Raw genomic sequence first — 23,641 nt, forward strand, 5'->3', positions numbered from 1 at the left:
AGGGGCGCAGCACCAGCAGCGGGTTGGCGCCGATGGCGCCGCCGACGGCGCGTACGGCGGCCCGGGAGACGCCGGCGCGGGCCGCGATCTCGCCGTACGTGGCGGTCGCACCGTAGGGGATGTCGGTCAGCGCGGCCCACACCCGCCGGCGGAATTCGGTCCCGTCCGTGCTCAACGGCAGTTCGAACTCCTTGAGTTCACCCGCGAAGTAAGCCCCGAGCTGCTCCTCGGCCGCGCGGAAGGGGCCGGGGTCGTGCCGCCACCCGTCCTGGACGGTGCGGCCGCCCTTCTGCCCGGGCACGGACAGGGAGCTGAGCGCGCCGTCCGGGCCGGCGGTCAGGAGCAGCGGGCCGAGGGGGCTGTCGAGGCTGGTCCAGTACGTGGTCGGGGTGGCGGGCGTGGTCATCGTTCCTCCAACTCCCCTGCGGTGCGCAGGTGGTGCAGTGCGTAGGAGCGCCAGGGGCGCCAGGTGTCGGGGGCGTGCGCGCCGGGCGGTGCCGTGTCGGGGTCGCCGAGGGCGCGGGTGCGGATGGCCGCGGCGGTGGCGGCGTCCAGGCCGGGCAGGGCGAGCAGCGCCCGGTGCGCCTCGTCCCGGTCGGCGCCGGCGTCCAGTCGTACGGCGCCGTCGGCGAGGGCGGTGGCCAGGGCGCGGAGGGGGCCGTCGGCCACGGCGCCGGCGAGGACGGCCGGTTCGGGGAACAGGTGGGTGAGGGTGCCGGCGGGGGCGTCCAGCGGCTTGCCGTGCCGTCGTACGAGGTCCGCGGCCGCCGCGGGTCCCACCAGGAGCCTTACCGCCGTCTCGTCGGGGTCGGCGGCGCCCGGTGAGCGCAGACCGGGCCGGGCGGCGACCAGCGGGGCCAGGCGGGGATCGGCGGCGAGGCGTTCGTCGACGGCGTAGGGGTCGGCGTCGAGGTCGAACAGCCGGCGCAGCCGCTGCACGGCGGTGGTCAGGTCGCGCGGGTCGGTCAGGTGGAGGCGGGCGTCCAGCCGGCCGCCGGGGCGCGTGCCGCGTCGGGGGCGCGGGGCGCGGGAGTGCTCGCGGACCTCGGCGATCCCGGTGCCGTGGGGCAGGCGCAGGGTGCGCCGGTAGCCGCGTGCGCCGGGCGGACCGGTGACCTCCTCGACGCCGGGCACGGCCTCGCGCCGGAGCAGGTCGAAGACGGGGCCGGCCTGGTAGGGGCCGCGGTGGGCGAGCCGCAGGGGGATCCCGGCGGCGGGCGCGGCCGTGCGGCCTCCCGTGCGGGGCGCGGTGGCGCGCAGCTCGCTCGGGGTAGCCGCGTAGACGGCCCGCACGGTGTCGTTGAACTGCCGCACGCTGGCGAATCCGGCCGCGAACGCGACCTGCGTGACAGGCAGTTGGGTGGTCTGGAGCAGGACGCGCGCGGTGTGCGCCCGCTGCGCGCGGGCCAGCGCGACGGGTCCGGCGCCCAGCTCGGCGATGAGCTGGCGCTGCACCTGCCGGGCGCTGTAGCCGAGCCGCGCCGCGAGCCCGGCGACGCCCTCCCGGTCGATCACACCGTCGCCGATCAGGCGGACGGCGCGTCCCACGGCGTCGGCCCGGACGTTCCACTCGGCGGAGCCGGGCACGGCGTCCGGGCGGCACCGTCGGCAGGCGCGGAAACCCGCGCCCTGGGCGGCGGCCGCCGTGGCGTAGAAGCGGACGTTGTCCCGCTTGGGGGTGACGGCGGGACAACTGGGACGGCAGTAGATCCCGGTCGTCACGACGCCGAAGAAGAACGCCCCGTCGAACCGCCCGTCCCGGCTGCGCACCGCCTCGTACCTGCTGCTCTCATCCATCACACCCCCCAGTCTCCGCCCTCCCCCGCCCGCCGGCTGGCGGAATTCGGACATGACGCCACCGACGGTACGCCGGGCCCGGCGAACTCGGCGGCGGGGCGACGGGGGCCCGGCGGCCGAGCGGCACGCGCACGGACGGCAGGCGCGCGGGCGGCCGGGCGGCACGCGGACGACCCCCCGGGGCGGCACCCGCACGCCCGCCGGAGCTGCCGGCCCGGCGGGCGGTGGGGGCTGGGGCGGTCAATGCAGGCGGCCGCGCTTGGCCTCCATCGCGGCGCGGCCCGCCGCGCCCTTGCGTTTCCAGTCGCGGCGGATTTCGGCGCGCAGTCGCGCGTCGGTCTTGGCGACGATCCACTGGTTCTCGCGCATCAGCTTGCGGTAGCTCTCCAGGCGCCGTTCGGGCAGTTCGCCCGAGTCGATGGCGGCGAGCACCGCGCAGCCGGGCTCGCTGCCGTGGGCACAGTCCTGGAAGCGGCAGCTTTCGGCGAGTTCCTCGATCTCGGAGAAGACCTGGCCGACCCCGGTCTCGGCGTCCCACAGGCCGACCCCGCGCAGTCCGGGAGTGTCGATGAGTACGCCACCGCCGGGCAGCAGGAGCAGATTGCGGGTGGTCGTGGTGTGCCGCCCCTTGCCGTCGACGTCACGGGTGGCCCGTACGTCCATGACGTCCTCGCCGAGCAGCGCGTTGGCGAGGGTGGACTTGCCGGCGCCGGACTGCCCGAGCAGCACGGACGTACCGCCGGCGACCACGGCGACGAGCACGTCGAGCCCGTCCCCGGTCACCGCGCTGACCGGAAGCACCGGGACGCCGGGCGCGGTCGTCTCCACGTCCTGGACGAGGTACGACAGCCCCGTCGCGTCGGGCACCAGGTCGGCCTTGGTCAGTACGACCAGCGGCTGGGCGCCCGACTCCCAGGCGAGGGCGAGGAAGCGCTCGACGCGCCCGAGGTCCAGTTCGAGCGCGAGCGAGACGGCGACGATGGCGTAGTCCACGTTGGCGGCGAGGATCTGGCCCTCGGACCGCTTGGACGAGGTGGACCGCACGAACGCGGTGCGCCGCGGGATGAGCGTCCGCACGTACCGGGGGTCACCGCCCGCGTCGACCGCGGCCCAGTCCCCCGTGCACACGACCTTCATCGGATCACGGGGCACGACGAACTCGGTGTCGGCACGGACGGTCCCGTCCGCGGTGACGACATCGCACTGCCCCCGGTCGACGCGGACGACACGACCGGGCAGGAGACCCTGCTCTGCGTACGGAGCGAACTCCGCTTCCCAGCCACCGTCCCACCCGTAGGCAGCGAGAGGATGCGACGAAGCGGAATAAGCCGTGAGAGAAGAGAGATTCAAGGGGAACCCTTCGGAGGGCGGCCCCGGCGCCGCGCGCACTGGCGCGCGCGAGAAGGCAGGAAAGATCAGCCGGAGGCCACGGAGGTGGAGTGGACGAACTTCTGATTGCGGGCAGCGCCCGTCACAGAGACAGCCATCGGTCACACCTCCCGTTCCTCACCTGATCCACACCGGCGATCACCGGCCGCCGTACGAAGCGGTCCTCACTCTAGAGCGGCCCACACCGAAGTGCCACCGATTAGTTCGCGTCCACCCAATCGGCTCGCAGGTCCGCGCAGCGGACGGTGATCGTCGCGTCGGTGAGCGCGATCTCGTGCAGGCCCGGTTTCGTTGAGCCCGGGGCGCCGGCGTGTTTCGACGGCGCCCCGGGCCGCCCGGGCGGGCCCAGGGGGCTCTCACCTGCTGTCGCTGGTTCGTGTGTTCTCCAAGGTGGCTCGGGCTGCTTCCAGTCGGGCGGCGGGGAGGCGGAAGGGGGAGCAGGAGACGTAGTCGAGGCCGGCCCGGTGGAAGAAGTGGATGGAGGCGGGGTCGCCTCCGTGCTCGCCGCAGACACCGGTCTCCAGGCCGGGGTTGACGGTGCGGGCGGCCTGGACGGCCAGTTCGACCAGCCTGCCGACGCCTTCCTGGTCGATGGTCTCGAAGGGGGAGACGTCGAAGACGCCCTTGTCGAGGTAGAGCGGGAAGAAGGAGGCCTCGGCGTCGTCGCGGGACAGGCCCCAGGTGGTCTGGGTGAGGTCGTTGGTGCCGAAGGAGAAGAAGTCGGCGGCCTCGGCGATGCGTCCGGCGGTGAGGGCGGCGCGCGGCAGCTCGATCATGGTGCCGATCGGGCAGTCGAGGGCCGTGCCGGTCTCGGCGGCGACCTCCGCGAGGACACGTTCGGCCTCGGCGCGGGCCAGCCGCAGTTCCTCGACGGTGCCGACCAGTGGGATCATGATCTCGGCGCGGGGCCGGCCGCCGTCGCGCAGCCGCGCCACGACCGCCTCCGCGACAGCGCGCACCTGCATGGCCATCAGACCGGGCACGGCCAGGCCCAGGCGCACCCCGCGCAGGCCGAGCATCGGGTTCTGCTCGTGGGTGCGCTCGACGGCGTCGAGCAGTTCGCGGTCGTGCGGGTCGGGGTGCTCGGTTCGGGCGAGGCGCACGGCCAGTTCGGTGCGGTCGGGCAGGAACTCGTGCAGCGGCGGGTCGATCAGACGGATCGTCACCGGAAGGCCGTCCATCGCCTTCAGGATGCCGGTGAAGTCCTCGCGCTGCAGCGGCAGCAGGGCGGCGAGCGCCCGCTCGCGGGCGGTGTCGTCGCGGGCGAGGATCATCGCCTCGACCAGGGCGCGGCGTTCGCCGAGGAACATGTGCTCGGTGCGGCACAGGCCGATGCCCTGGGCGCCGAGCGCGCGGGCGCGGACGGCGTCCTCGGGGGTGTCGGCGTTGGCGCGCACCTCGAGACGGCGTACGGCGTCGGCGTGCGCGAGGGTGTCGAGCACGGCCGCGGTCAGCTCGTCGGTCGCCTCGCCGGTCTCCAGGGCGCGGCCCACCTCGGAGGCGGTGAGCGGCAGCGCGCCGAGGTGGACGGTGCCGGCGGTGCCGTCGACGGAGACGGTGTCGCCCTCGCGGACCACTACGCCGGTGTCGGTGGTGAACCGCTTCCCGGCGACGTCCACGGTGAGGGACTCCGCGCCGCAGACGCAGACCTTGCCCATGCCGCGGGCGACGACCGCCGCGTGGCTGGTCTTGCCGCCGCGGCTGGTCAGCACGGCCTGGGCGGCGATCATGCCGGGCAGGTCGTCGGGGGTGGTCTCGCGGCGGACCAGGACGACGTCCTCGCCGTCCGCGGCGCGGCGCCGGGCCGTCGCCGGGTCGAAGACGACGACGCCGACCGCCGCGCCCGGCGAGGCGGGCACGCCGTGCGCGAGGGGCGCGTCGGTGGGTCGTACGTCGAAGCGGGGGAACATCAGCCGGGTGAGCTCGGCGCTGTCCACGCGGACCAGGGCCTCGTCGGCGGTGATGGCCTTCTCCTCGCGCAGGTCGTGCGCGATGCGGAACGCGGCCTGGGCGGTGCGCTTGCCGACGCGGGTCTGCAGGATCCACAGCCGGCCGCGCTCGACGGTGAACTCGACGTCGCACAGGTCGCGGTAGTGGTTCTCCAGGGTCCGCAGGTGGTCGCCGAGTTCGACGTAGGAGCGCGGGTCGAGGCGCTTGAGCTCGGCCAGCGGCACGGCGTCGCGGACGCCGGCGACGACGTCCTCGCCCTGGGCGTCGGACAGGTAGTCGCCGTACATGCCGCGAGCGCCGGTGGCCGGGTCGCGGGTGAAGGCGACACCGGTGCCGGAGTCGGGGCCGAGGTTGCCGAAGACCATCGCCTGGACGTTGACGGCGGTGCCGAGGTCCTCGGGGATGTGTTCGCGGTGGCGGTAGACGCAAGCGCGTTCGCCGTTCCAGGAGTCGAAGACGGCGCGGATGGCCCGACGCAGTTGCTCGGCCGGGTGCTGCGGGAAGTCCTCGCCGGTCTCGCGGCGGATGATCTCCTTGAACTCCTCCGTGAGTTCGGCGAGTTCGGCGGCGTCCAGTTCCTGGTCGACGGTGACGGAGCGCTTCGCGCGGTGCGCGGCGATGGCGTCCTGGAACAGGTCGCCGTCGACGCCCATCACCGTGTGCCCGAACATCTGCACGAGGCGCCGGTAGGAGTCCCAGGCGAACCGCTCCTGGCCGGAGGCCTTGGCCAGCCCGTGCACGGAGGCGTCGTTGAGGCCGATGTCGAGGATGGTCTCCATCATGCCCGGCATGGAGAACCGGGCGCCGGAGCGCACCGAGACCAGCAGCGGGTCGTCGGGCGCGCCGAGGTCGCGGCCCATGGCCCGCTCCAGGCCGGCGAGGGCGCGGGCGAGTTCGACGGCCAGCTCGGGCGGCTCCTCGCCGGTGGCGAGGTAGACCTTGCAGGCCTCGGTGGTGACGGTGAACCCGGGCGGGACGGGCAGGCCCAGACGGGTCATCTCGGCGAGTCCGGCTCCCTTGCCGCCGAGGAGTCCGGCCATGTCCCGGCTGCCCTCGGCGAAGGCGTACACGTAGGTCCTGGGCGTGTTCATCTCGGCCGGGTCCTCTCAGTCGTGGAAGACGACCGCCACGGGGCAGCCGACGTGGTGGATGGCGGCGTGGGTGACGGGGCCGGTGCGTGGGCCCGCGGGCCGTCCGGGCGGGCGGCGGCCCACGACGAGCAGGCTCGCCTGGGAGGCGGCGCGCACCAGTGCGGTGGACGGCTTCTCCTTGACGACCGTCTCGACGACCTCGACGTCGGGGTACTTGTCCCGCCACGCCTGGAGCACGGCGGACAGGAAGCCCTGCCACTCATCGGCCCGGCCGGGGTCGTCCACCAGCGAGATCTCGCCGGGGCCGAGGCCCAGGGCGGACGGCTCCTGCCAGGCGTACACCGCGCGCAGGCGGGAGTGGCGCAGGCGTGCCTCCTCGAAGGCGAACTCGATGACCTCGTCGCACGGGACGGCGACGTCGAGGCCGAGTACCACGTCGCGGTAGCCGGTGTCCGTGGAGGCGCTGCCGTCGGCCGCCGGGAGGTGCTCGTCGGAGGCCTCCTCACCGCCGCGGACGAGGACGACGGGGCACTCGGCGCGGGCCACGGTGCCGAGGGCCACCGAGCCCACGAGGAAGCCGGTGAAGCCGCTGAGGCCCCGGGAGCCGAGGACGAGGAGGTCGGCGTGCTCGGATGCGCGCAGCAGGGCCGTGGTGGCCGGTCCGAGGACCTGTTCCTCCTCCAGGCGTACGCCGGGGCAGACCGCGCGGACCCTGTCCTCGGCCTGGTTCAGCACCTGGCGGGCCAGGTGGCGCTGGGCAGCGTCGACGCGGGCGCCGTCGCCGGAGCGGGGGTGCCAGTTCCAGGCGTGGAACAGGCGGAGGTTCCGTCCTCGGCGCTCGGCCTCTCGTGCGGCCCATTCGGCCGCGGCCAGACTCTCCTGTGAACCATCGACTCCGGCGACGACGGGTGACTGCATGGTGCACACCTCCTGCGGGCAGGGCGCTCGATGCACCCTCTGTCGCCAGGGTGGCGCTGCCGGGCAGGGGCGGGCAGGGGCCGCCCGGGGGCGGAGTGGGGGCCGTTAGGCCCCCCGGGTGGCCCTGCCCGCCGCGCCGCCGCCGCACCGCGGGCGGAGGGGCGGAGGCCCGGGCGGCGAGGGGTGTCAGCCCACCCGTTCCCAGCCCCGTCGGGGCGGGCGGTTGCCGAGTCGGGGGTCTCGGGAGCGGTAGACGATGTACGGGCGGGTGAGGTAGCCGAGGGGGGCTGTGAGCATGTGGACGAGGCGGGTGAAGGGCCAGAGGGCGAAGAGGACCAGGGCGCTGAGGGCGTGGAGTTTGTAGAGGACGGGGGCCGCGCTCATCAGGCCGGGGTCCGGCTGGACGTAGAAGATGGAGCGGAACCAGGGGGAGATGGTCTCGCGGTAGTTGTAACCGCCCTCGACGATGTTGGCGTCGACGGTGGCGGCGAGGCCGAGGGCGATCGTCAGGGTGAGCGAGACGTACATCACCTTGTCGTTGCGGGTGGTCGCCGAGAACACCGGGCCGACCGTGCGGCGGCGGTAGATCAGGATGGCGATGCCGCCCAGCGTGCACACGCCGGCGACCGTGCCAAGGGTGACCGCCACGACGTGGTACTGGGTCTCGGTGATCCCGGCCGCCCCGGTCCAGCTGTCCGGGATGAGCAGGCCGATGACGTGCCCGATCAGCACGACGAGGATGCCGAAGTGGAACAGCGGGCTGCCGATGCGCAGCAGCCGCTTCTCGTACAGCTCCGAGGAGCGGGTGGTCCAGCCGAACTTGTCGTAGCGGTAGCGCCAGATGTGGCCGAGGACGAAGACCGCCAGCGAGATGTACGGCAGCACCACCCACAGCACGATGGCGCCCGTGCCGGCGTCGGCGGCCATGGTCGTGGTGCCGTCGGGCCACGTGGTCGGGACGGTCATCGCGGGCCTCCTTGGGGGTCGGGCATGAACTGCGGGGGCGTGTACGGGGCGAGCCCGACCTCCTCGCCGGGCGGTCCCTCGGCGGCGAGCCGTGCGACGGCCTCCCGCTCGTCGCCCTTGAGCGGCGGCAGGGTCGCGGAGACGGAGCGGAGCAGGTGCGCCCAGGGCGAGTCGTCCTCGTCGAGGGCGAGGCGCAGCAGTTCCAGGCCGGCGCGGTGTTCGAGGAGCAGGCGGTGCCCGGCGGCTGGTTCGGCGCCGGCGAACTCCAGGACGACGGCGAGGTGGTCGGGCAGCTCGTCCTCGGCCAGGCGCAGCCCGGCGGCGGCGTAGGCCTGCTTCAGGCGGAGCAGGGCGATGCCGCGCTTCCGGGTGTCGCCGTGCGCGTAGTACGTCAGGTACGGGCAGCAGCGCTTGCGGTGGTCGAAGGTGGCCACGTAGGCGGCGCCCAGCTCGGCGGCCGGGGTCCGCTCGGCGTGCGCGGTGAACGCCAGCAGCGGGTCGCGGACCTGCTCGGGCAGGGCGGGGGCGACCCGGCGGGCCAGGGACAGCTTCTGTCCGAAGTCCTCCTCGGGGTAGGCCAGGAGCAGGGACTGGGCCTGCCAGGCGTAGGGGTGCCAGGGCTCGGTGCGCGGGGTGGCTGGGCGCAGCTTCCGCTTCAGGTTCGGGGCTTTCATGGCTTGGGCTCGACCTCTCCGCCACCGTCCACGGCCTTGTCGTCGCCGGGTGTGCCGGCCTGGGGCGGGAAGAGGCCGGGGGGCGCTCCCTTGCCGTCCCAGTTGAGGAGGTTGACGCGGGTCTCCTTGTCGACGGGCGCCGCCGAGGTGTCGGACCTCTGGCGGTCGCGCAGGGCGTGGAAGTTCTCCACCGCGACGGGGGCGGCGCCGCCGGACGCCTCGCCGAAGGGCCCGGAGCCCCCCATGCCGGGGCCGCCCTCGTAGTCCAGGCTGCACTCGGTGGCCAGTTCCTCGAGATTGTGGGCCTGTTCGGCGTGGGCGGGCGGGATGACGTAGCGCTCGTCGTACTTGGCCAGCGCCAGCAGCCGGTACATGTCGTACATCTGCTCCTCGCCCATCCCGACCTGCTCGGGGATGGCGGCGTCCGGCTCGCGGCCGAGGTTGATGTCGCGCATGTAGGAGCGCATCGCCGCGAGCCGGCGCAGGACCGCGTCCACCGGGGCCGGGTCGCCCGCGGTGAACAGCTCGGCGAGGTAGCTCACCGGGATGCGCAGGGCGTCGACGGCGGCGAACAGGTTGCGGTGGTCCTCGGCGTCCTGGCCGGTGTCGCGCACGGCGTCGACCACCGGGGAGAGCGGCGGGACGTACCAGACCATGGGCATGGTCCGGTACTCCGGGTGCAGCGGCAGCGCCACCTTGTACTTGTTGATCAGGGCGTGCACCGGGGAGCGCTGGGCGGCCTCGATCCAGTCGCGCGGGATGCCGGCCCGCTCGGCCTCGGCGATCACGTGCGGGTCGTCGGGGTCGAGGAGCACGGAGCGCTGCGCCTCGTACAGGTCGGTGTCGTTCGGGGTGGAGGCGGCCTCGAGGACCTTGTCGGCGTCGTAGAGGACCAGGCCGATGTAGCGCAGGCGGCCGACGCAGGTCTCGGAGCAGACGGTGGGCAGGCCGACCTCGACGCGCGGGAAGCAGAAGGTGCACTTCTCGGCCTTGCCGGTGCGGTGGTTGAAGTAGACCTTCTTGTACGGGCATCCGGTCACGCACATCCGCCAGCCGCGGCACCGGTCCTGGTCGACCAGCACGATGCCGTCCTCGCTGCGCTTGTAGATCGCGCCGGAGGGGCAGGAGGCCGCGCAGGACGGGTTGAGGCAGTGCTCGCAGATGCGCGGCAGGTAGAACATGAAGGTCTGCTCGAACTCGAGCTTGATCTTTTCGGAGATCTCGCCCAGTACGACGTCCTGGTCGCCGTGGAGCGCCGAGCCGCCGAGGTCGTCGTCCCAGTTCGCCGACCAGGAGATCTTCATGTCCTTGCCGGTGATCAGGGACTTGGGGCGGGCGACGGGGGTGTGGTCCTGGAGCGGGGCGTTGGTCAGCGTCTCGTAGTCGTACGTCCAGGGCTGGTAGTAGTCGTCCAGGGACGGCAGGACCGGGTTGGAGAAGATGGTGATGAGCTTCTTGAAGCGGCCGCCGGCCTTGAGCGAGAGCCGGCCGCGCTTGTTCAGCTCCCAGCCGCCGCGCCAGGTGCCCTGGTCCTCGTAGCGCCGGGGGTAGCCCTGACCGGGGCGGGTCTCGACGTTGTTGAACCACACGTACTCGACGCCGGTGCGGTTGGTCCACGCCTGTTTGCAGGTGACCGAACAGGTGTGGCAGCCGATGCACTTGTCGAGGTTCATCACCATCGCCATCTGGGCCATGACGCGCATCAGTACGTCACCTCCTGGTTCGTGCGGCGGCGGATGACGGTGACCTCGTCGCGCTGGTTCCCGGTCGGGCCGAGGTAGTTGAAGGCGTAGGAGAGCTGGGCGTAGCCGCCGATGAGGTGGCTGGGCTTGACCAGCAGCCGGGTGAGGGAGTTGTGGATGCCGCCGCGGCGGCCGGTGGTCTCGGTGCGGGGCACGTCGATCAGCCGGTCCTGCGCGTGGTACATGTACACGGTGCCCTCGGGCATGCGGTGCGAGACGACGGCGCGGGCGGCGACGACGCCGTTGCGGTTGACCGCCTCGATCCAGTCGTTGTCGCGTACGCCGATCTTCGCCGCGTCCTGGGTGCTCATCCAGATGGTGGGGCCGCCCCGGGACAGCGACAGCATGAACAGGTTGTCCTGGTACTCGGAGTGGATGGACCACTTGTTGTGCGGGGTGAGGTAGCGCACGCTCACGCCCAGTTCGCCGGTTTCGCCCAGGCGTGGCTCGCCGAAGAGGGCGTTCATGTTCAACGGGGGGCGGTACACGGGCAGTTGCTCGCCGAGCGCGGTCATCCAGTCGTGGTCGAGGTAGAAGTGCTGGCGGCCGGTGAGGGTGTGCCAGGGCTTGAGCCGTTCGACGTTGACGGTGAACGCGGAGTAGCGGCGCCCGCCCGACTCCGAACCGGACCACTCGGGGCTGGTGATGACCGGCACGGGGGCGGCCTGGGTGTCGGCGAAGGTGACCTGCTTGCCCTCGTGCTCGGCGGCCAGGTCGGCGAGGCGGGTGCCGGTGCGGGCCTCCAGGGTGTGGAAGCCCTGGGTGGCCAGGTGCCCGTTGGTGGTGCCGGACAGGGCGAGGATCGCCTCGCAGGCGTGCACGTCCCGGGCGAGCGAGGGCCGTCCGTCGGCCACTCCCCCGCGCACGGTGCCGTTCTTGTGCCGCAGGTAGTCGAGTTCGCGGTCCACCTTGAAGGTGACGCCCTTGGTGGTGGCGCCCAGGGAGTCGAGCAGCGGGCCGAGCGCGGTCATCTTCTGCGCGATCGCGCCGTAGTCGCGCTCCACGGTGACCAGCTTCGGCATGGTCCTGCCCGGTACGGGCTCGCACGCGCCGGTCCCCCAGTCGCGCACGCGGCCGTGCGGGGTGGCCATTTCGTCCGGGGTGTCGTGCAGCAGCGGGGCGGCCACGACGTCCTTGCGCACCCCGAGGTGGGTGGCGGCCAGCTCGCTGAAGCGGCGGGCCAGGGTGTTGAAGGCGTCGAAGTCGGTGCGGGTCTGCCAGGGCGGTGCGATCGCCGGGTTGAAGGCGTGCACGTAGGGGTGCATGTCGGTGCTGGACAGGTCGTGCTTCTCGTACCAGGTGGCGGCCGGGAACACCACGTCGGAGAAGATCGTCGTGCTGGTCATGCGGAAGTCCAGCGTGAGCAGCAGGTCGAGTTTGCCGGTGGGGGCCTCCTCGCGCCACACCACGTCCCGGGGGCGGGCCTCGGGCGGCGCCTCGGTGGCGTTGACGGAGGAGTCGGTGCCCAGCAGGTGCTTGAGGAAGTACTCGTTGCCCTTGGCCGAGGAGCCGAGCAGGTTGGCCCGCCAGACGGTGAGCACGCGTGGGAAGTTCTCCGGCGCGTCCGGGTCCTCGCCGGCGAACTTCAGCCGTCCGGCCTTGAGTTCGTCCACGATGTGCTCGCCGGGCGGGCGTCCGGCGGCCTCCGCCTCATCGGCGAGGTCGAGCGGGTTGCGGTCGAAGGTCGGGTAGGAGGGCATCCAGCCCATCCGGGCCGAGGCGGCGATCACGTCGGCGGTGGCCATCCCGGCGAAGGGGCCGCCGGCGCCGGCCGCCGCGAGGGTGTCGGCGGAGAAGGGGTCGTAGCGGAACTGGTCGCTGTGCAGGTACCAGTACGCCGTCTGGATCATCTGGCGGGCCGGGCGGTTCCAGTCGGCGGCGGTGGAGAACGCCGAGTAGCCGGTGAGCGGCCGGACCTTCTCCTGGCCGACGTAGTGCGCCCAGCCGCCACCGTTGACGCCCTGGCAGCCGGTCAGCGTGGTCAGGGTGAGGAAGGCGCGGTAGATGGTGTCGGAGTGGAACCAGTGGTTGGCGCCCGCACCCATGATGATCATCGAACGGCCGCGGGACTCCTCGGCGTTGGCGGCGAACTCGCGGGCGATCCGGGCCGCCCGCCCGGCGTCCACGCCGGTGATCGCGGCCTGCCAGGCGGGCGTGTACGGCTCCTCGGCGTCGTCGTAGGAGGCGGGCCAGCGGCCGGGCAGGCCGGGGCGGCCCACGCCGTACTGGGCGAGCAGCAGGTCGAAGACCGTGGTCACCAGCCGTCCGGCGACGCGCCGCACCGGGACCCCGCGCAGGAGGGTGCCCGCGGTGCCGTCGGGGGCGTCGAAGCGCGGGAGTTCGACCGTGACGGGCGTCTCGGCGCCGCCCTCGGCCGTGAGGAGCGGGTCCACGCCGTCGAGGTCGAGGTTCCACTTGCCGGCGCCGCTCTCGCCGAAGCGGTCGCCGAGGGTGCCGTTCGGGACGACCGGGTCGCCGGCCGCGTCCAGCAGCACGGTGCGGAACTCGGCGTGTTCGGCGGCCGCGTGCTCGCCGCCGAGGTCGGCGGCGGTGAGGAACTTGCCCGGCGCGTACGTCGCCGTGCCCGCGTCCGTCCCTGTCCCCGTCGCCGGCGCGCGCTCGTCGAGGGCGACCAGGAAGGGCAGGTCGGTGTAGCGCTTGACGTACTCGTCGAAGTACGGGGTGCGGCGGTCGACGAAGAACTCCTTGAGCACCACGTGGCCCATGGCCATCGCCAGCGCCCCGTCGGTGCCGGGCTGGGCGGGCAGCCACTCGTCGGCGAACTTCACGCTGTCCGCGTAGTCCGGCGAGACCGCGACGACCTTCTGGCCGCGGTAGCGGGCCTCGGTCATCCAGTGGGCGTCCGGGGTGCGGGTCACCGGCACGTTGGAGCCCCACATGATCAGGTAGCCGGCGTCCCACCAGTCCCCGGACTCGGGGACGTCGGTCTGGTCGCCGAAGACCTGCGGGGAGGCGACCGGCAGGTCGGCGTACCAGTCGTAGAAGGAGAGCATCACGCCGCCGAGCAGCGAGTAGAAGCGGGCGCCGGCCGCGTGGGAGACCATCGACATCGCGGGGATGGGCGAGAACCCGGCCAGGCGGTCGGGGCCGTACTCCTTGATGGTGTGCACATGCGCGGCGGCGACCATCTCCACCGCCTCGTCCCAGGTGGCCCGCACCAGGCCGCCCTTGCCGCGGGCGGACTTGTAGCGGCGGGCGCGCTCGGGGTCGGAGACGATGTCGGCCCAGGCCGCGACCGGGTCGCCCAGGCGCGCCTTGGCCTCGCGGTACATGTGGAGGAGTACGCCGCGGACGTACGGGTACCGGACACGGGTCGGCGAATAGGTGTACCAGGAGAAGGCGGCGCCGCGCGGGCAGCCGCGCGGCTCGTACTCGGGGCGGTCGGGACCGACGGAGGGGTAGTCGGTCTGCTGGGCCTCCCAGGTGATGATGCCGTCCTTGACGTACACCTTCCAGGAGCAGGAACCGGTGCAGTTCACGCCGTGGGTGGAGCGGACGACCTTGTCGTGGGACCAGCGGTCCCGGTAGAAGTCGTCCGCGCGGCGGCCGCCCGTCTTGTGCAGGGTGCGCAGGTCCTTGGAGACCTCCGCCCGGGTGAAGTACCGGCGGGAGCGCACCAGTGCGTCCGTCAGTTCGCTGTCCAGTCCTGGCCGTGGTGCTCCGCGCGCCGGTATCGACGTCGGGTCGGTCTCCGTGGCCACCGCGCCGCTCCCTCCCGGGTCCTCACCCGTGGTCGCTCACTCGCTCGTCCTCTTGACCCCTTGCCGCTTCAATCACCACAGTGCCTACCGCACATGACGCGTTCGACACACGCGAACCAAGGATTTCATCGAACGCACGACCGCGCCGCCCGGCGCGGGAGGCGCGCCGGACGGCGGGAGTGGCGGGAGGCGGGAGCGGCACCGGCCCGGGGCGGGTCCGGGGCCGGTGCCGGGGTGTCAGGACACCGGGGCGGTCGCACGGGCCCGGACCGCCTCGACGGTCTCCCACTGTTCCGTGCTCAGGAAGGCCAGGGCGGCGGGGAAGACGCCGTCCTGCTCCTTGAGGATGTGGTCGCGGAGCATGGCCAGGGTGTCGAGGAGACGGTCCGGCCAGCGGGGGTCCGCCGGGGTGCCGTGCTCCGCCTCGGCCAGTACGGCCTCGATCACGCGGTGCTCCTCCTCCAGCGCGGCGATCTTCTCGGGGAAGTCGTCGGCCAGGGCGGGGAACAGTCCGTGCTCCTCGACCTCGGTGTGCGGTTCGAGGACGGAGGCGATGCGCCGGGCCAGTTCCGCCACACGGGTGAGGTCGCCGGCCCCGTGCGCGTCCCGGACCAGGCCGATCAGGTTCACCACCGTGTCGTGCTCGCTGGTCAGCTTCTCGATCGACTCCACTGCCTGGCAGCCGCAGTACTCGCACATGGGAGGTTCTCCTCCTCTTTCTTGGACTCGGTCAGAGCCGGGGCCGGGCCGGTCTGCCGGCTCAGAGCTGGGGCTGGGCCACGCGCCGGGTGCGGCGGGTGACGGCGCTGCGGACTCCGGTGCCGGTGAAGGCGAGGGCCGCGAGGGCGACCAGGGCCAGCAGGACCAGGCCCAGCGCGTAGGAGCCGTAGGTGCCGTACAGCGAGCCCATGACCAGCGGCGGTACGAAGCCGCCCAGACCGCCGGCGGCGCCGACGATGCCGGTGACCGAACCGACCTGGTTGGCCGGTGCCAGCAGGGCGACCAGGGCGAAGACCGCGCCGCTGCCCGCGCCGAGCGCGGCGGCCATGGCGAGGAAGGCGATGGTGCCGGTCGGGGCGAGGGTCGGGGTGAGGGACTGCACGAAGGCCGCGATCACCACCGCGCTCAGCGCCACCGCGAGCACCCGCACCGCGCCGATGCGGTCCGACAGCCAGCCGCCGACCGGGCGCATCGCCACCGCCAGGAGCACGAAGCCCGCCATCCGGTTCGCCGCGTCCGCCTGGGCCAGGCCGTAGCCGGTCTTCAGATAGGTGGGCAGGTAGACCGAGAAGGCGACGTATCCGCCGAAGCACACCGCGTACAGCGCCGAGGCCTGCCAGGTGACGGGCAGCTTGCAGGTCGCGGCGAGCCGGCGGCCGAGGGGCTCGGTCGGCACGGTGCGTCCGGGGGCGTCCCGCAGCAGGAGCGCGGCGAGGACCGCGTAGGCGGCGAGGACGGCCGCGGTGATCAGGAAGGGGTTCGCCATGCCGTGCGCGTTGACCAGCTTGACCGTGGTCAGCGCGCTGATCGCAGTGCCGCCCATGCCCATGCCGAAGACGCCGATGGCGAGGCCTCGCCGCTGCGGCGGGAACCAGGCGTTGACGAAGGGCACGCCGACCGCGAACGCGGTGCCGCCGATGCCCAGGAAGAACCCGCCGGCCAGCAGCGCGGCGAGCGAGTCGTGCCCGGCCAGGCCCAGGTAGAGCACCGGGACGATGGTGGCCGCGGACACCAGCGGGAACATCACCCGGCCGCCGAACCTGTCGGTCAGCGCGCCCACGGGTATGCGGCCGAGCGAGCCGACCACGACCGGCACGGCCACCAGCAGCGACTGCTGGAAGGACGACAGGTCCAGGGTGTCCTTGAACCGGGGTCCCAGCGGGCTGAGCAGCGCCCAGGCCCAGAAGTTCACGGCGAAGCCGATCGTGGCCAGCGCCAGCATCAGCCAGGCCCGCCCGGACACGGGGGCGGCCTCCGACGCCGGCATGTCCTTCTTCTTCCCTGACGGCTGAAGCATGCCGCCTTTCCCTTCACTCGCCGAGTGGTACGGAACCGGGTCCCACCCGGTCCGCGGGTCCCCCGTTCACCTGCCCGGTGGCCCGATTGCAACTATCCGTGGCGCCTGACGCCCCGAGCAGGGACCGAGGGTCCCTGCGTGCGCGGCGGACCGTCCCGATCAAGCGGGCCCGGTCGACCCGGTCCCGGAGGGGCACCCGGCCATGGGTCCCATGCGCTCGTCCGTGCTCGTACGTGCCCGGGCGGGGTACCCGCGCCCGCGGGGCCGCGGAGGGCCGCGCGCAGATGTGGGCCGACCGGCCCTAACGGCGGGGGCGGCCGGCACGCACGATGGAGGGATGTTGAAGAACGACGGCTTTCGCTCGATGGACCGGCAGGAGTGCCTGCGGCTGCTCGCCAAGGTTCCGGTCGGCCGTGTCGTGTACACGCGCCACGCGCTCCCCGCGGTGCTCCCGGTGAACTTCTCCCTGGACATCGACTCCGCGGTGCTGCTGCGCACCTCCGCGGGGTCGGACCTGGTGCGGGCCGTCGACGGTGTGGTCGTCGCCTTCGAGGCGGACGAGTTCGACGCCGACAGCCGCTCTGGGTGGAGCGTGGTCGTCACCGGCCGTGCCACCGCGGTGACCGACCCGGCCGAGCACGAGCGGCTGCTGCGGACCGGTCCGAGTTCCTGGATGCCCATTCAGCAGGACCTCTTCATCCGCATCGAGGCCGAGATGGTCACCGGCCGGGAACTCACCGACCTGCGCGTGACCGGCTGAGCGGGCCGGCGGCCCGCTCAGGCGGAGCCGGCCGGCTCGGCGTTGTGCGCTCCCATCGCGCCGGCGGAGCCGTCCTCCGTGTCCGGCCGCGTGGTGGCGCGCGGGGTGCGGCCGCCGTCCGGGCCGTAGCCGAAGCGGATCAGCAGATGCGGGAAGCGGCGGTGCCGTGCGCCCGTCATGGCCGCCCGCAGGTCCGGCCACTCCATGGCCTGGTGCAGCATCGAGGTGCGCACGCCGTGCCGGGTGGCCACCAGCAGCGCCCGCTCCAGGGCCTGCCCCGCCCGCAGCCAGTCCTCCCGCCGGTCGTACGGGGTCCACAGCAGGGCCACCTGCGCGTGCCGCTCGAAGCGCAGCGCGGGCAGCCGCAGCCCCGGCAGCGGGCCGGTGAAGTCCCGCATCGGCATCCGTCCGGCCGCGTCCGCCGGGCCGAGCGAGGTGAGCGGAATGCCGTACGGGGCGGGCGCGTCCGGGGTGTTGATCCACGACCGTGCCTCGGCGGCGCGGGCCGGGTCGGCGGCGTTGCGCGCCTCGGCCGCGGAGGTGAGGCTGAGCAGCCGGCGGGTGCCGGCGAAGTCGGGCATGTCCAGGTGGGCGCCCTCGGCCCGGGCCGCGGCGACCATCTCCGACACGATGTGCTCCGGGACCGGCCGCCCGGTGAAGGGCATCCGGCTGGTGTGCCGGCGCGCGACGGCGTCGTAGAGCATGCCGTACGACGGCTGCGCGCCCGGCATGGCCACGCCCAGCCGGACGGTGGCCAGCAGGTCGGGGTCGCCCGGGTCGGGCAGGAGCCGTACGACGGGGTCCCAGCCCAGGTGCGCGGCGGCGACCCTCAGGTTGAAGACGGCCGCGCCCACGGAGAGGTGCTGGGCGCGCAGCCGCGGATCGGTCAGCGGGAGGGCGCGGCTGCGGTCGGCGCGGACGTGGATCGAGCGGGTGCCGGCGTCCATGCCGAACCGCCATGGCTGGGTGTTGTGGATCGACGGGGCCGCCACGGCCGAGTACAGCAGGCTCTCCAGGGCTGTCGCGTCGACTTCCGGCGTCTTCATGACGGCTCCTTTCGCGGCGTGCCTCGCAGGTCGTTGCCCGGTCCACCCTCCGTCGCCGCCCGGCCGGGAAGGGAGGGCTCACCGGGTCCTTCCGAGGGCCGCAGGTCCCGGGCCGCCCGCAGGTCCCGGGCCCGCATGCGCCTGCCCGGCGCGCCCGGTGCCCGCACGCGCGCCGCCGGCCCCCGGCGTCCCCCGTACCGCACGGTCAGGTCGCCGGAAGCGCGGTGGCGAGGAGGACGACCCCCAGGGAACCGACCAGGGAGGCGACGGCCAGCGCGCGGGCGAGGTCGGGGCGGTGCCTGGCGTGGGCCCAGCCGTGGGCGGCGGCGGCGAGCATCACCAGGGCGAACAGGCCCAGCTTGGTGGCCAGTACGCGGCCGTAGCCCGGCTCGCCCAGGGAGGCCCAGGTGACGCCCTTGTGCCAGGCGATGGCCCAGCCGGTGCCCAGCTGGACCGGCAGGAACAGGGCCCCGGTGAGGATCCCGAAGCGGCGGCCGACCCGCGCGGCGAACGCGTCGCGGTCCTTGGCCGCCAGCATCCGCCGGGACAGCGGAAGCACCACCAGCGACAGGGCCAGCTGACCCCCGACCCACAGCACCGCGCCGGTGACGTGCAGGAACCGCACCAGAGACCAGAGGCCGACGCCCATCACCTCACCTCCACGACGCCGTGCGCCCCGGCCTCGGCGTGCCGCATGTCGTGGTCGACGAAGGCGTAGTGGCCGGCCCCCGGGAACACGGTCTCGACGAAGCCGCCCTGGGCGGCCGACAGGTCGAGCGCCTGGGAGCCGCCCGCGCCGCCCGGCCGCAGCAGGTACGCGCCCTCCTTGTAGACGGTGTCGAAGACGGTGCCCACGACGTGGAAGGCGATGCCGTCGTTCGGGCCGGCCGCGACCACCCAGAAGCGGACCCTGTCGCCGGCGCGCACGCTCAGCGGGGCCTTGTCGTACTGTGCGGCGACGCCGTTGAACATCCAGGCGTCCGGGGTGTCCTGACGCATCTTCGCGACCTGGGCCGTGCTGCCCGGGGTGCCGAGGAACAGCTCGGAGGAGACGAGCACGTACTCGTGGTCGGCCTTCGCCAGTCCGGGCGGGTCGATGATCACCGCGCCGTACATGCCGTTGCCGATGTGCTGGAGCATGGGCATGGTGCTGCAGTGGTACAGCCAGGCGCCGGACCGGTCGGCGCGGAAGCGGTAGACGAGGCGCTCGCCCGGCTGGATGGTGCGCATCGGCTTGTCGGGGGCGAGGGAGCCGGCGTGGAAGTCGATGCCGTGGCCCATCGTGGGGTCGTCGTTGACGAGGGTGACCTCGAAGACGTCGCCGACCTTGCCGCGCAGGGTGGGGCCGGGGGCGGTGCCGCCGAAGGTCCACATCTCCTGCTTGACGCCGGGGGCGACCTCCACCGTGCGGCGCACGGCGTGCAGTTCGACCTTGTGCACCGTCGCGACGGGCGCCGCGGGCAGGGCCGCGGAGCGGGGCTGCCAGCCGTGCGAGAAGCCGGCGGCGAGGTCGGGGCCCGTGCCCGGGGTGCTGCCCGTGGAGTCGCCGCTGCGCCCGTGGGCGCCGCTGTGCATGCCGTCCATGCCGGCCATGTCGTCCGTGCCGGTCGCTCCGCTGCCGGTGCCGCCCTTGACCACGATGTCGAGGGTCATGCCGGCCGCGCGGTGGCCCGGGACCGTGCACCAGCCCTTGCGGTCGGCGGTGACCGTGCCGAGGTCGAGGGTGCGTGACCGGCCGTCGGACAGCAGCGCGGTGGCCGGGCCGCCGTCGATCTTCAGATCGTGGCGCTGCGCGTCGCGGTTGGTGACCTTCAGGCGCAGCGCGGTGCCCTTGGCGACCTCGATGCGGCTGGGGGTGATGCGCATGTTGCCCAGCGAGACCGCCACGGTGCGCGTGGTGGTGGCGACGCCGCCGCCTCCCTGTCCGGCGGCCACGTCCGAGCCGCCGCCCGTGCCGCCGCTGCCCGCGACCAGTACGGCGAGCACGGTGACGACCACGGCGGCCGCGGTGCCGAGCAGTACGGGGGTGCGTGACGGCTCGTCCGGCCGGCCGCGGTGGCCGAGCACGGCGACGACGAGGACGAGGAAGGAGAGCGCGGCGGCCGCGGCCAGTACGGTGCCCGCGGTGGCGGCCGGGGCGGGCAGGGGCAGGACGAGCAGCGCGACGGCGAGGTCGAGGGCGGCCAGCCGGGGCGCCCAGCCGCGCTCGAGCACCGCCCGCAGTCCGGCGCGCTCCTTGGGGCCGGAGGACAGCACGATCGGCAGCAGGTACGTCAGCGCGCCGACGAGGACCTGTGCGACGAAGCCGAGCAGGATCAGGGGGACCAGGGCGTCGACGCCGTCCTGGGCGGCGGTCTCGGAGCGGGTGGCCAGCAGCACCAGGTCGAAGGCGACGCCGGCCACCAGCCAGGCGGCGGAGGCGGCCAGCGACCAGGCGGCCGCGACCGAGACGGGGCTGCGGCCCCGGCGCACGGTGGCGGTCAGGAGCCGTGCCGTCACGGCCAGTCCGGCGGCGTACGCGGCGAGTCCGGCGACCGCGGCCCAGCGCAGGTCGGCCGCGAGGCCGGTCACCGCGACGGCGAGTCCGCCGCCGGTGCAGACCAGCACCCGGCGGGCCGTCGTCGTGGTGGCCTCGTGCATCCGGACGCCGAGGACGGTGGGCCAGAGCATGAACAGGGTGCCGAGGACGGGCAGTCCGATCCAGCCGAGGAGGGTGACGTGGATGTGGGCGAGCCGCAGCCCGGACTGCCCGTGGGCGCCCGCCGCGCCGGTGGCGAGCAGGCCGCCCAGCACCGCGCCCACGACGAGGGCGGCGGCGGCCGTCCGGTAGTACGCGGCGATGGGCGCGAGCCGGCCGCCGAGGGCGCCGCGTCCCATGCGCACCAGGACGAACAGGTGCGCGGTGACGGCGGCGACCAGTCCGGCGCAGGCCGTCACGGTCAGCACGGGCAGTTCGGCCCACACGCCGGTCAGCACGCCGGCCACGGACAGGTTCACCCCGGCGAGCCGTACGGCGCCGAGGCGTTGGTCGGGCAGTCCGGCGTGCAGCATGGCGACGGCGAAGTGCTCGGTCCACACCACGATCGCGGTGGTGGCCGCGCCGAGCAGGAACAGGTGGACGGCCAGCCAGCGGGCCACGGGCAGGGTGCCCTGGGCGGTGGCCGCGAGCAGGGCGAGGCCCGCCCAGCCGGCGACGAGGACGTGCGCGCGCAGATGGCGGGAGCGCACGCCCGACCGCTTGAAGCGGCTGGGGCCGGCGTCGGCGGGCTGGAGGAGCGGCAGTTGCCGTCTTCCGTCGGCCTTCGGCCCGTCGTCGAGTTCGTTCACGGCGCTCCTCGCACGTGCTCCGGCCGGGCGGGCGTCGCTTCGCCGTGTGCCGCCGCCGGCCCGGACAGCAGTGCGGCCAGCTCCCGTTGGTACGGGAAGGATCCGGGGACGTAGCCGCACCAGGGCTCCTCGGCGTACGGGTCGCCGGTCAGGCCGTAGGCGCGGGAGCGGGAGCCGCCGCACACGCGGCGGAACTCGCAGGAGCCGCAGCGGCCGCCCAGCCGGTCGGCGTCGCGCAGGCCGGTGAACAGTTCGGAGGTGCGGTAGATCTCGGTCAGCGGCCGCTCGCGCACGCTGCCCGCGCCGAGCGGCAGGAAGCCGCTGGGGTGCACGGTGCCGGTGTGGGAGACGAAGACGAAGCCGCGGCCGGCGTTGACGTCGAGCGGGGGGCGGCGGGCGCGGCGGCCCCCGCCGGTCAGGCCCAGCCCGGCCGCGCGGTCGCGCAACTCCCGGTACAGCGGGCCGAGTCCGAGCACCTTCTCGTGGTCCTCGCCGAGGTCGGCGAGGATGCGGCGCTGGAGGGCGACGCGGCGGAAGTGGTGGGCCTCGGTGGTCTTGGCGGGGACGGTGAGGCCGACGTCGTGGACGAAGTTCAGCACGTCCTCGGTCTCCTCGGGGGTGAGCGCTCCGAGTGCGGCGCCGCGCCCGGTGGGCACCAGGAAGAACGCGCTCCACAGCATCGCGCCGTGGGTGTGCACCAGGCGCACGACGTCCGGGAGGTCGTGCAGGTTGTGCCGGGTGACGGTGGTGTTGATCTGCACCTTCATGCCGAGCTCGCGGGCGGTGTCCCAGGCGTCGATGGTCCAGCCGTAGACGCCGGTCACGCCCCGGAAGCCGTCGTGGAGTTCGGGGGTGGAGCCGTCCAGACTGAGCGAGAGGGCGGCCGCGCCGGCCTCGTGGACGGCCCGCAGCCGGTCCGCGGTGAGGGTGGGGGTGCCCGAGGGCGAGACGGCGACGCGTACGCCGGCCTCCTTGCCGTAGGCGATGAGTTCGAGGAGGTCGGGGCGCTGGAAGGGGTCGCCGCCGGTGATCACGAAGAGGGGGGCCGGCTGCCCGAAGGCGGCGATCTGCCGCATCAGGTCCTTGGCGGCCTCGGTGCCGAGCTCGCGCGGATCCCGGTCGGGCACGGCCTCGGCACGGCAGTGCAGGCACGCCAGCGGGCAGGCCCGGGTCGACTCCCAGATCACGATGAAGGGCCGCTCCCCGACGTCCTGCCGCTGCACCCGGACGACCCGCCCCCGGGGCCCGGGCACTCGCGGGGCGGTCATCGGGCGGGCCGTTCGCGACGCGTGTGTCCGGCCCGCCGGGCGTCAGGGCAGACTGGGCCGGCGGCCGGACCGTGACCGAACCGGAGGGGGGCGCATGTCGTACGGCGTGCCTGCCCCGGCCTGGGACGGGGGATGGGGCCGGGCCGGCACCGGGTGCGGTCGTACATGCGCTGCCTCCGATTCGATCACCGCCCAGCCTGCACCGCGCGAGCCCCCCGCCCGCCCCGCCGAGGGGCCCTGGCCGTAGGGCCATTGGTCCCTGGCCGGGCGGGCGGGCCGGGGCCTTAGGGCATGGGTCAGGGGGCATTCGGCCCAAGGATCACCGCCTGGCCGCGCGCATAGATTTCCGGCCATGGAGAACGACGAAAACGCACGGCAGCGGGGACCGCGCGCCGGACAGGGCTGGCCGCTCGCCGCCCGCAGGCTGCTGACCCGTAGCGAGGTCTCCGCCGACGGGCGCGCCGTCTTCGGCGAGAACGACGGCAAGTGGGAGGGCTTCTACCGGGACCGCTGGTCCCACGACAAGGTGGTGCGCTCCACCCACGGAGTGAACTGCACGGGTTCCTGCTCGTGGATGGTGTACGTCAAGGACGGCATCATCACCTGGGAGCACCAGGCCACCGACTACCCGTCGATCGGCGCGGACTGCCCCGAGTACGAACCGCGCGGCTGCCCGCGCGGTGCCTCGTTCTCCTGGTACACCTACTCGCCCAGCCGGGTCCGTTACCCGTATGTGCGGGGCACGCTGCTGAAGATGTGGCGCGAGGCCCGGCGCCGGCTCGGCGACCCGGTCGCCGCGTGGGCGGAGATCACCTCGGACCCGGCGAAGGCGCGGGCGTACAAGCGGGCCCGCGGCAAGGGCGGCCTGGTGCGCGCCGGCTGGGACGAGGTGACCGAGCTGGTGGCCGCCGCCCATGTGCACACCATCAAGAACTACGGCCCGGACCGGGTGGCGGGCTTCTCACCGATCCCGG

General features: G+C 73.7%; 16 protein-coding genes and 1 pseudogene. 2 read left to right on the top strand and 15 right to left on the bottom strand.

Features of this window, described 5'->3' with window-relative positions; translation table 11 throughout:
• From IE249_RS31395 to IE249_RS31445, 11 genes and pseudogenes are all read right to left on the bottom strand, one after another.
• Nucleotides 1-406 (bottom strand): annotated as a pseudogene (locus IE249_RS31395) (methylated-DNA--[protein]-cysteine S-methyltransferase); the annotation flags it as partial.
• Nucleotides 403-1,797 (bottom strand): bifunctional transcriptional activator/DNA repair enzyme AdaA, encoded by a 1,395-nt coding sequence (locus IE249_RS31400; RefSeq protein WP_308434423.1) that lies wholly within the window; start codon nt 1,795-1,797, stop codon nt 403-405. The gene IE249_RS31400 and the pseudogene IE249_RS31395, both read right to left, overlap by 4 nt.
• A gap of 240 nt (nt 1,798-2,037) precedes the next feature.
• Nucleotides 2,038-3,147 carry a ribosome small subunit-dependent GTPase A gene (rsgA, locus tag IE249_RS31405; protein ID WP_189710286.1) on the bottom strand — a complete coding sequence of 370 codons (1,110 nt, stop codon included), beginning with the start codon at nt 3,145-3,147 and terminating at the stop codon, nt 2,038-2,040.
• 395 nt (nt 3,148-3,542) lie between these two features.
• The gene (ppdK, locus tag IE249_RS31410; protein WP_189710288.1) at nt 3,543-6,227 is read right to left on the bottom strand and encodes a pyruvate, phosphate dikinase; all 2,685 of its coding nucleotides are present in this window, start codon (nt 6,225-6,227) and stop codon (nt 3,543-3,545) included.
• A 15-nt stretch (nt 6,228-6,242) separates the two neighbouring features.
• The gene (locus tag IE249_RS31415; protein WP_189710290.1) at nt 6,243-7,145 is read right to left on the bottom strand and encodes a universal stress protein; all 903 of its coding nucleotides are present in this window, start codon (nt 7,143-7,145) and stop codon (nt 6,243-6,245) included.
• A 186-nt stretch (nt 7,146-7,331) separates the two neighbouring features.
• Nucleotides 7,332-8,072, bottom strand: coding sequence for a respiratory nitrate reductase subunit gamma (gene narI, locus IE249_RS31420; RefSeq protein ID WP_189710329.1), 741 nt, complete (start codon nt 8,070-8,072; stop codon nt 7,332-7,334).
• A gap of 35 nt (nt 8,073-8,107) precedes the next feature.
• Nucleotides 8,108-8,785, bottom strand: coding sequence for a nitrate reductase molybdenum cofactor assembly chaperone (narJ, locus tag IE249_RS31425; protein WP_189710292.1), 678 nt, complete (start codon nt 8,783-8,785; stop codon nt 8,108-8,110).
• Nucleotides 8,782-10,488 (bottom strand): nitrate reductase subunit beta, encoded by a 1,707-nt coding sequence (gene narH, locus IE249_RS31430; RefSeq protein ID WP_189710295.1) that lies wholly within the window; start codon nt 10,486-10,488, stop codon nt 8,782-8,784. The genes narJ and narH overlap by 4 nt, the downstream gene beginning before the upstream one ends.
• Nucleotides 10,488-14,249 (bottom strand): nitrate reductase subunit alpha, encoded by a 3,762-nt coding sequence (locus IE249_RS31435; protein ID WP_373304503.1) that lies wholly within the window; start codon nt 14,247-14,249, stop codon nt 10,488-10,490. The genes narH and IE249_RS31435 overlap by 1 nt, the downstream gene beginning before the upstream one ends.
• Before the next feature lie 237 nt (nt 14,250-14,486).
• The gene (locus tag IE249_RS31440; RefSeq protein WP_189710297.1) at nt 14,487-14,948 is read right to left on the bottom strand and encodes a hemerythrin domain-containing protein; all 462 of its coding nucleotides are present in this window, start codon (nt 14,946-14,948) and stop codon (nt 14,487-14,489) included.
• A 61-nt stretch (nt 14,949-15,009) separates the two neighbouring features.
• A complete protein-coding gene (locus tag IE249_RS31445) occupies nt 15,010-16,266 on the bottom strand; it encodes a nitrate/nitrite transporter (RefSeq protein WP_189710299.1) in 1,257 nt (418 codons plus the stop codon).
• 337 nt (nt 16,267-16,603) lie between these two features.
• Between IE249_RS31445 and IE249_RS31450 the strand changes: the two genes are divergently transcribed.
• Nucleotides 16,604-17,026 (top strand): pyridoxamine 5'-phosphate oxidase family protein, encoded by a 423-nt coding sequence (locus IE249_RS31450; protein ID WP_189710301.1) that lies wholly within the window; start codon nt 16,604-16,606, stop codon nt 17,024-17,026.
• Between the two features lie 17 nt (nt 17,027-17,043).
• Here the strand turns inward: IE249_RS31450 and IE249_RS31455 are convergent, their stop codons facing one another.
• The 4 genes from IE249_RS31455 to IE249_RS31470 form a co-directional block, all read right to left on the bottom strand.
• Entirely contained in the window at nt 17,044-18,072 is a 1,029-nt protein-coding gene (locus IE249_RS31455; protein ID WP_229859652.1) for an Acg family FMN-binding oxidoreductase, read from the bottom strand.
• Nucleotides 18,073-18,277: 205 nt separating this feature from the next.
• Entirely contained in the window at nt 18,278-18,721 is a 444-nt protein-coding gene (locus tag IE249_RS31460) for a hypothetical protein (protein ID WP_189710303.1), read from the bottom strand.
• On the bottom strand, nt 18,721-21,399 hold the full coding sequence (locus IE249_RS31465) for a multicopper oxidase domain-containing protein (RefSeq protein ID WP_229859653.1): 2,679 nt from the start codon (nt 21,397-21,399) through the stop codon (nt 18,721-18,723). The genes IE249_RS31460 and IE249_RS31465 overlap by 1 nt, the downstream gene beginning before the upstream one ends.
• A complete protein-coding gene (locus tag IE249_RS31470; protein WP_189710305.1) occupies nt 21,396-22,667 on the bottom strand; it encodes a TIGR04053 family radical SAM/SPASM domain-containing protein in 1,272 nt (423 codons plus the stop codon). Before IE249_RS31470 ends, IE249_RS31465 begins: the two co-directional genes overlap by 4 nt.
• 352 nt (nt 22,668-23,019) lie before the next feature.
• On the opposite strand from IE249_RS31470, the gene IE249_RS39090 reads away from it, so the two are divergent.
• A partial coding sequence (locus IE249_RS39090; protein WP_229859657.1) for a molybdopterin-dependent oxidoreductase occupies nt 23,020-23,641 on the top strand: 622 nt, incomplete at its 3' end.

It is taken from the genome of Streptomyces anandii JCM 4720 (assembly GCF_014650655.1).
Classification (GTDB): Bacteria; Actinomycetota; Actinomycetes; order Streptomycetales; family Streptomycetaceae; genus Streptomyces; species Streptomyces anandii.

Coding starts and splice junctions, on each gene's coding strand:
- IE249_RS31400 (WP_308434423.1), bottom strand. CDS start 1,797: ATGGATGAGAGCAGCAGGTACGAGGCGGTGCGCAGCCGGGACGGGCGG.
- ppdK (WP_189710288.1), bottom strand. CDS start 6,227: ATGAACACGCCCAGGACCTACGTGTACGCCTTCGCCGAGGGCAGCCGG.
- IE249_RS31415 (WP_189710290.1), bottom strand. CDS start 7,145: ATGCAGTCACCCGTCGTCGCCGGAGTCGATGGTTCACAGGAGAGTCTG.
- narI (WP_189710329.1), bottom strand. CDS start 8,072: ATGGCCGCCGACGCCGGCACGGGCGCCATCGTGCTGTGGGTGGTGCTG.
- narJ (WP_189710292.1), bottom strand. CDS start 8,785: ATGAAAGCCCCGAACCTGAAGCGGAAGCTGCGCCCAGCCACCCCGCGC.
- narH (WP_189710295.1), bottom strand. CDS start 10,488: ATGCGCGTCATGGCCCAGATGGCGATGGTGATGAACCTCGACAAGTGC.
- IE249_RS31440 (WP_189710297.1), bottom strand. CDS start 14,948: ATGTGCGAGTACTGCGGCTGCCAGGCAGTGGAGTCGATCGAGAAGCTG.
- IE249_RS31445 (WP_189710299.1), bottom strand. CDS start 16,266: ATGCTTCAGCCGTCAGGGAAGAAGAAGGACATGCCGGCGTCGGAGGCC.
- IE249_RS31450 (WP_189710301.1), top strand. CDS start 16,604: ATGTTGAAGAACGACGGCTTTCGCTCGATGGACCGGCAGGAGTGCCTG.
- IE249_RS31455 (WP_229859652.1), bottom strand. CDS start 18,072: ATGAAGACGCCGGAAGTCGACGCGACAGCCCTGGAGAGCCTGCTGTAC.
- IE249_RS31460 (WP_189710303.1), bottom strand. CDS start 18,721: ATGGGCGTCGGCCTCTGGTCTCTGGTGCGGTTCCTGCACGTCACCGGC.
- IE249_RS31470 (WP_189710305.1), bottom strand. CDS start 22,667: ATGACCGCCCCGCGAGTGCCCGGGCCCCGGGGGCGGGTCGTCCGGGTG.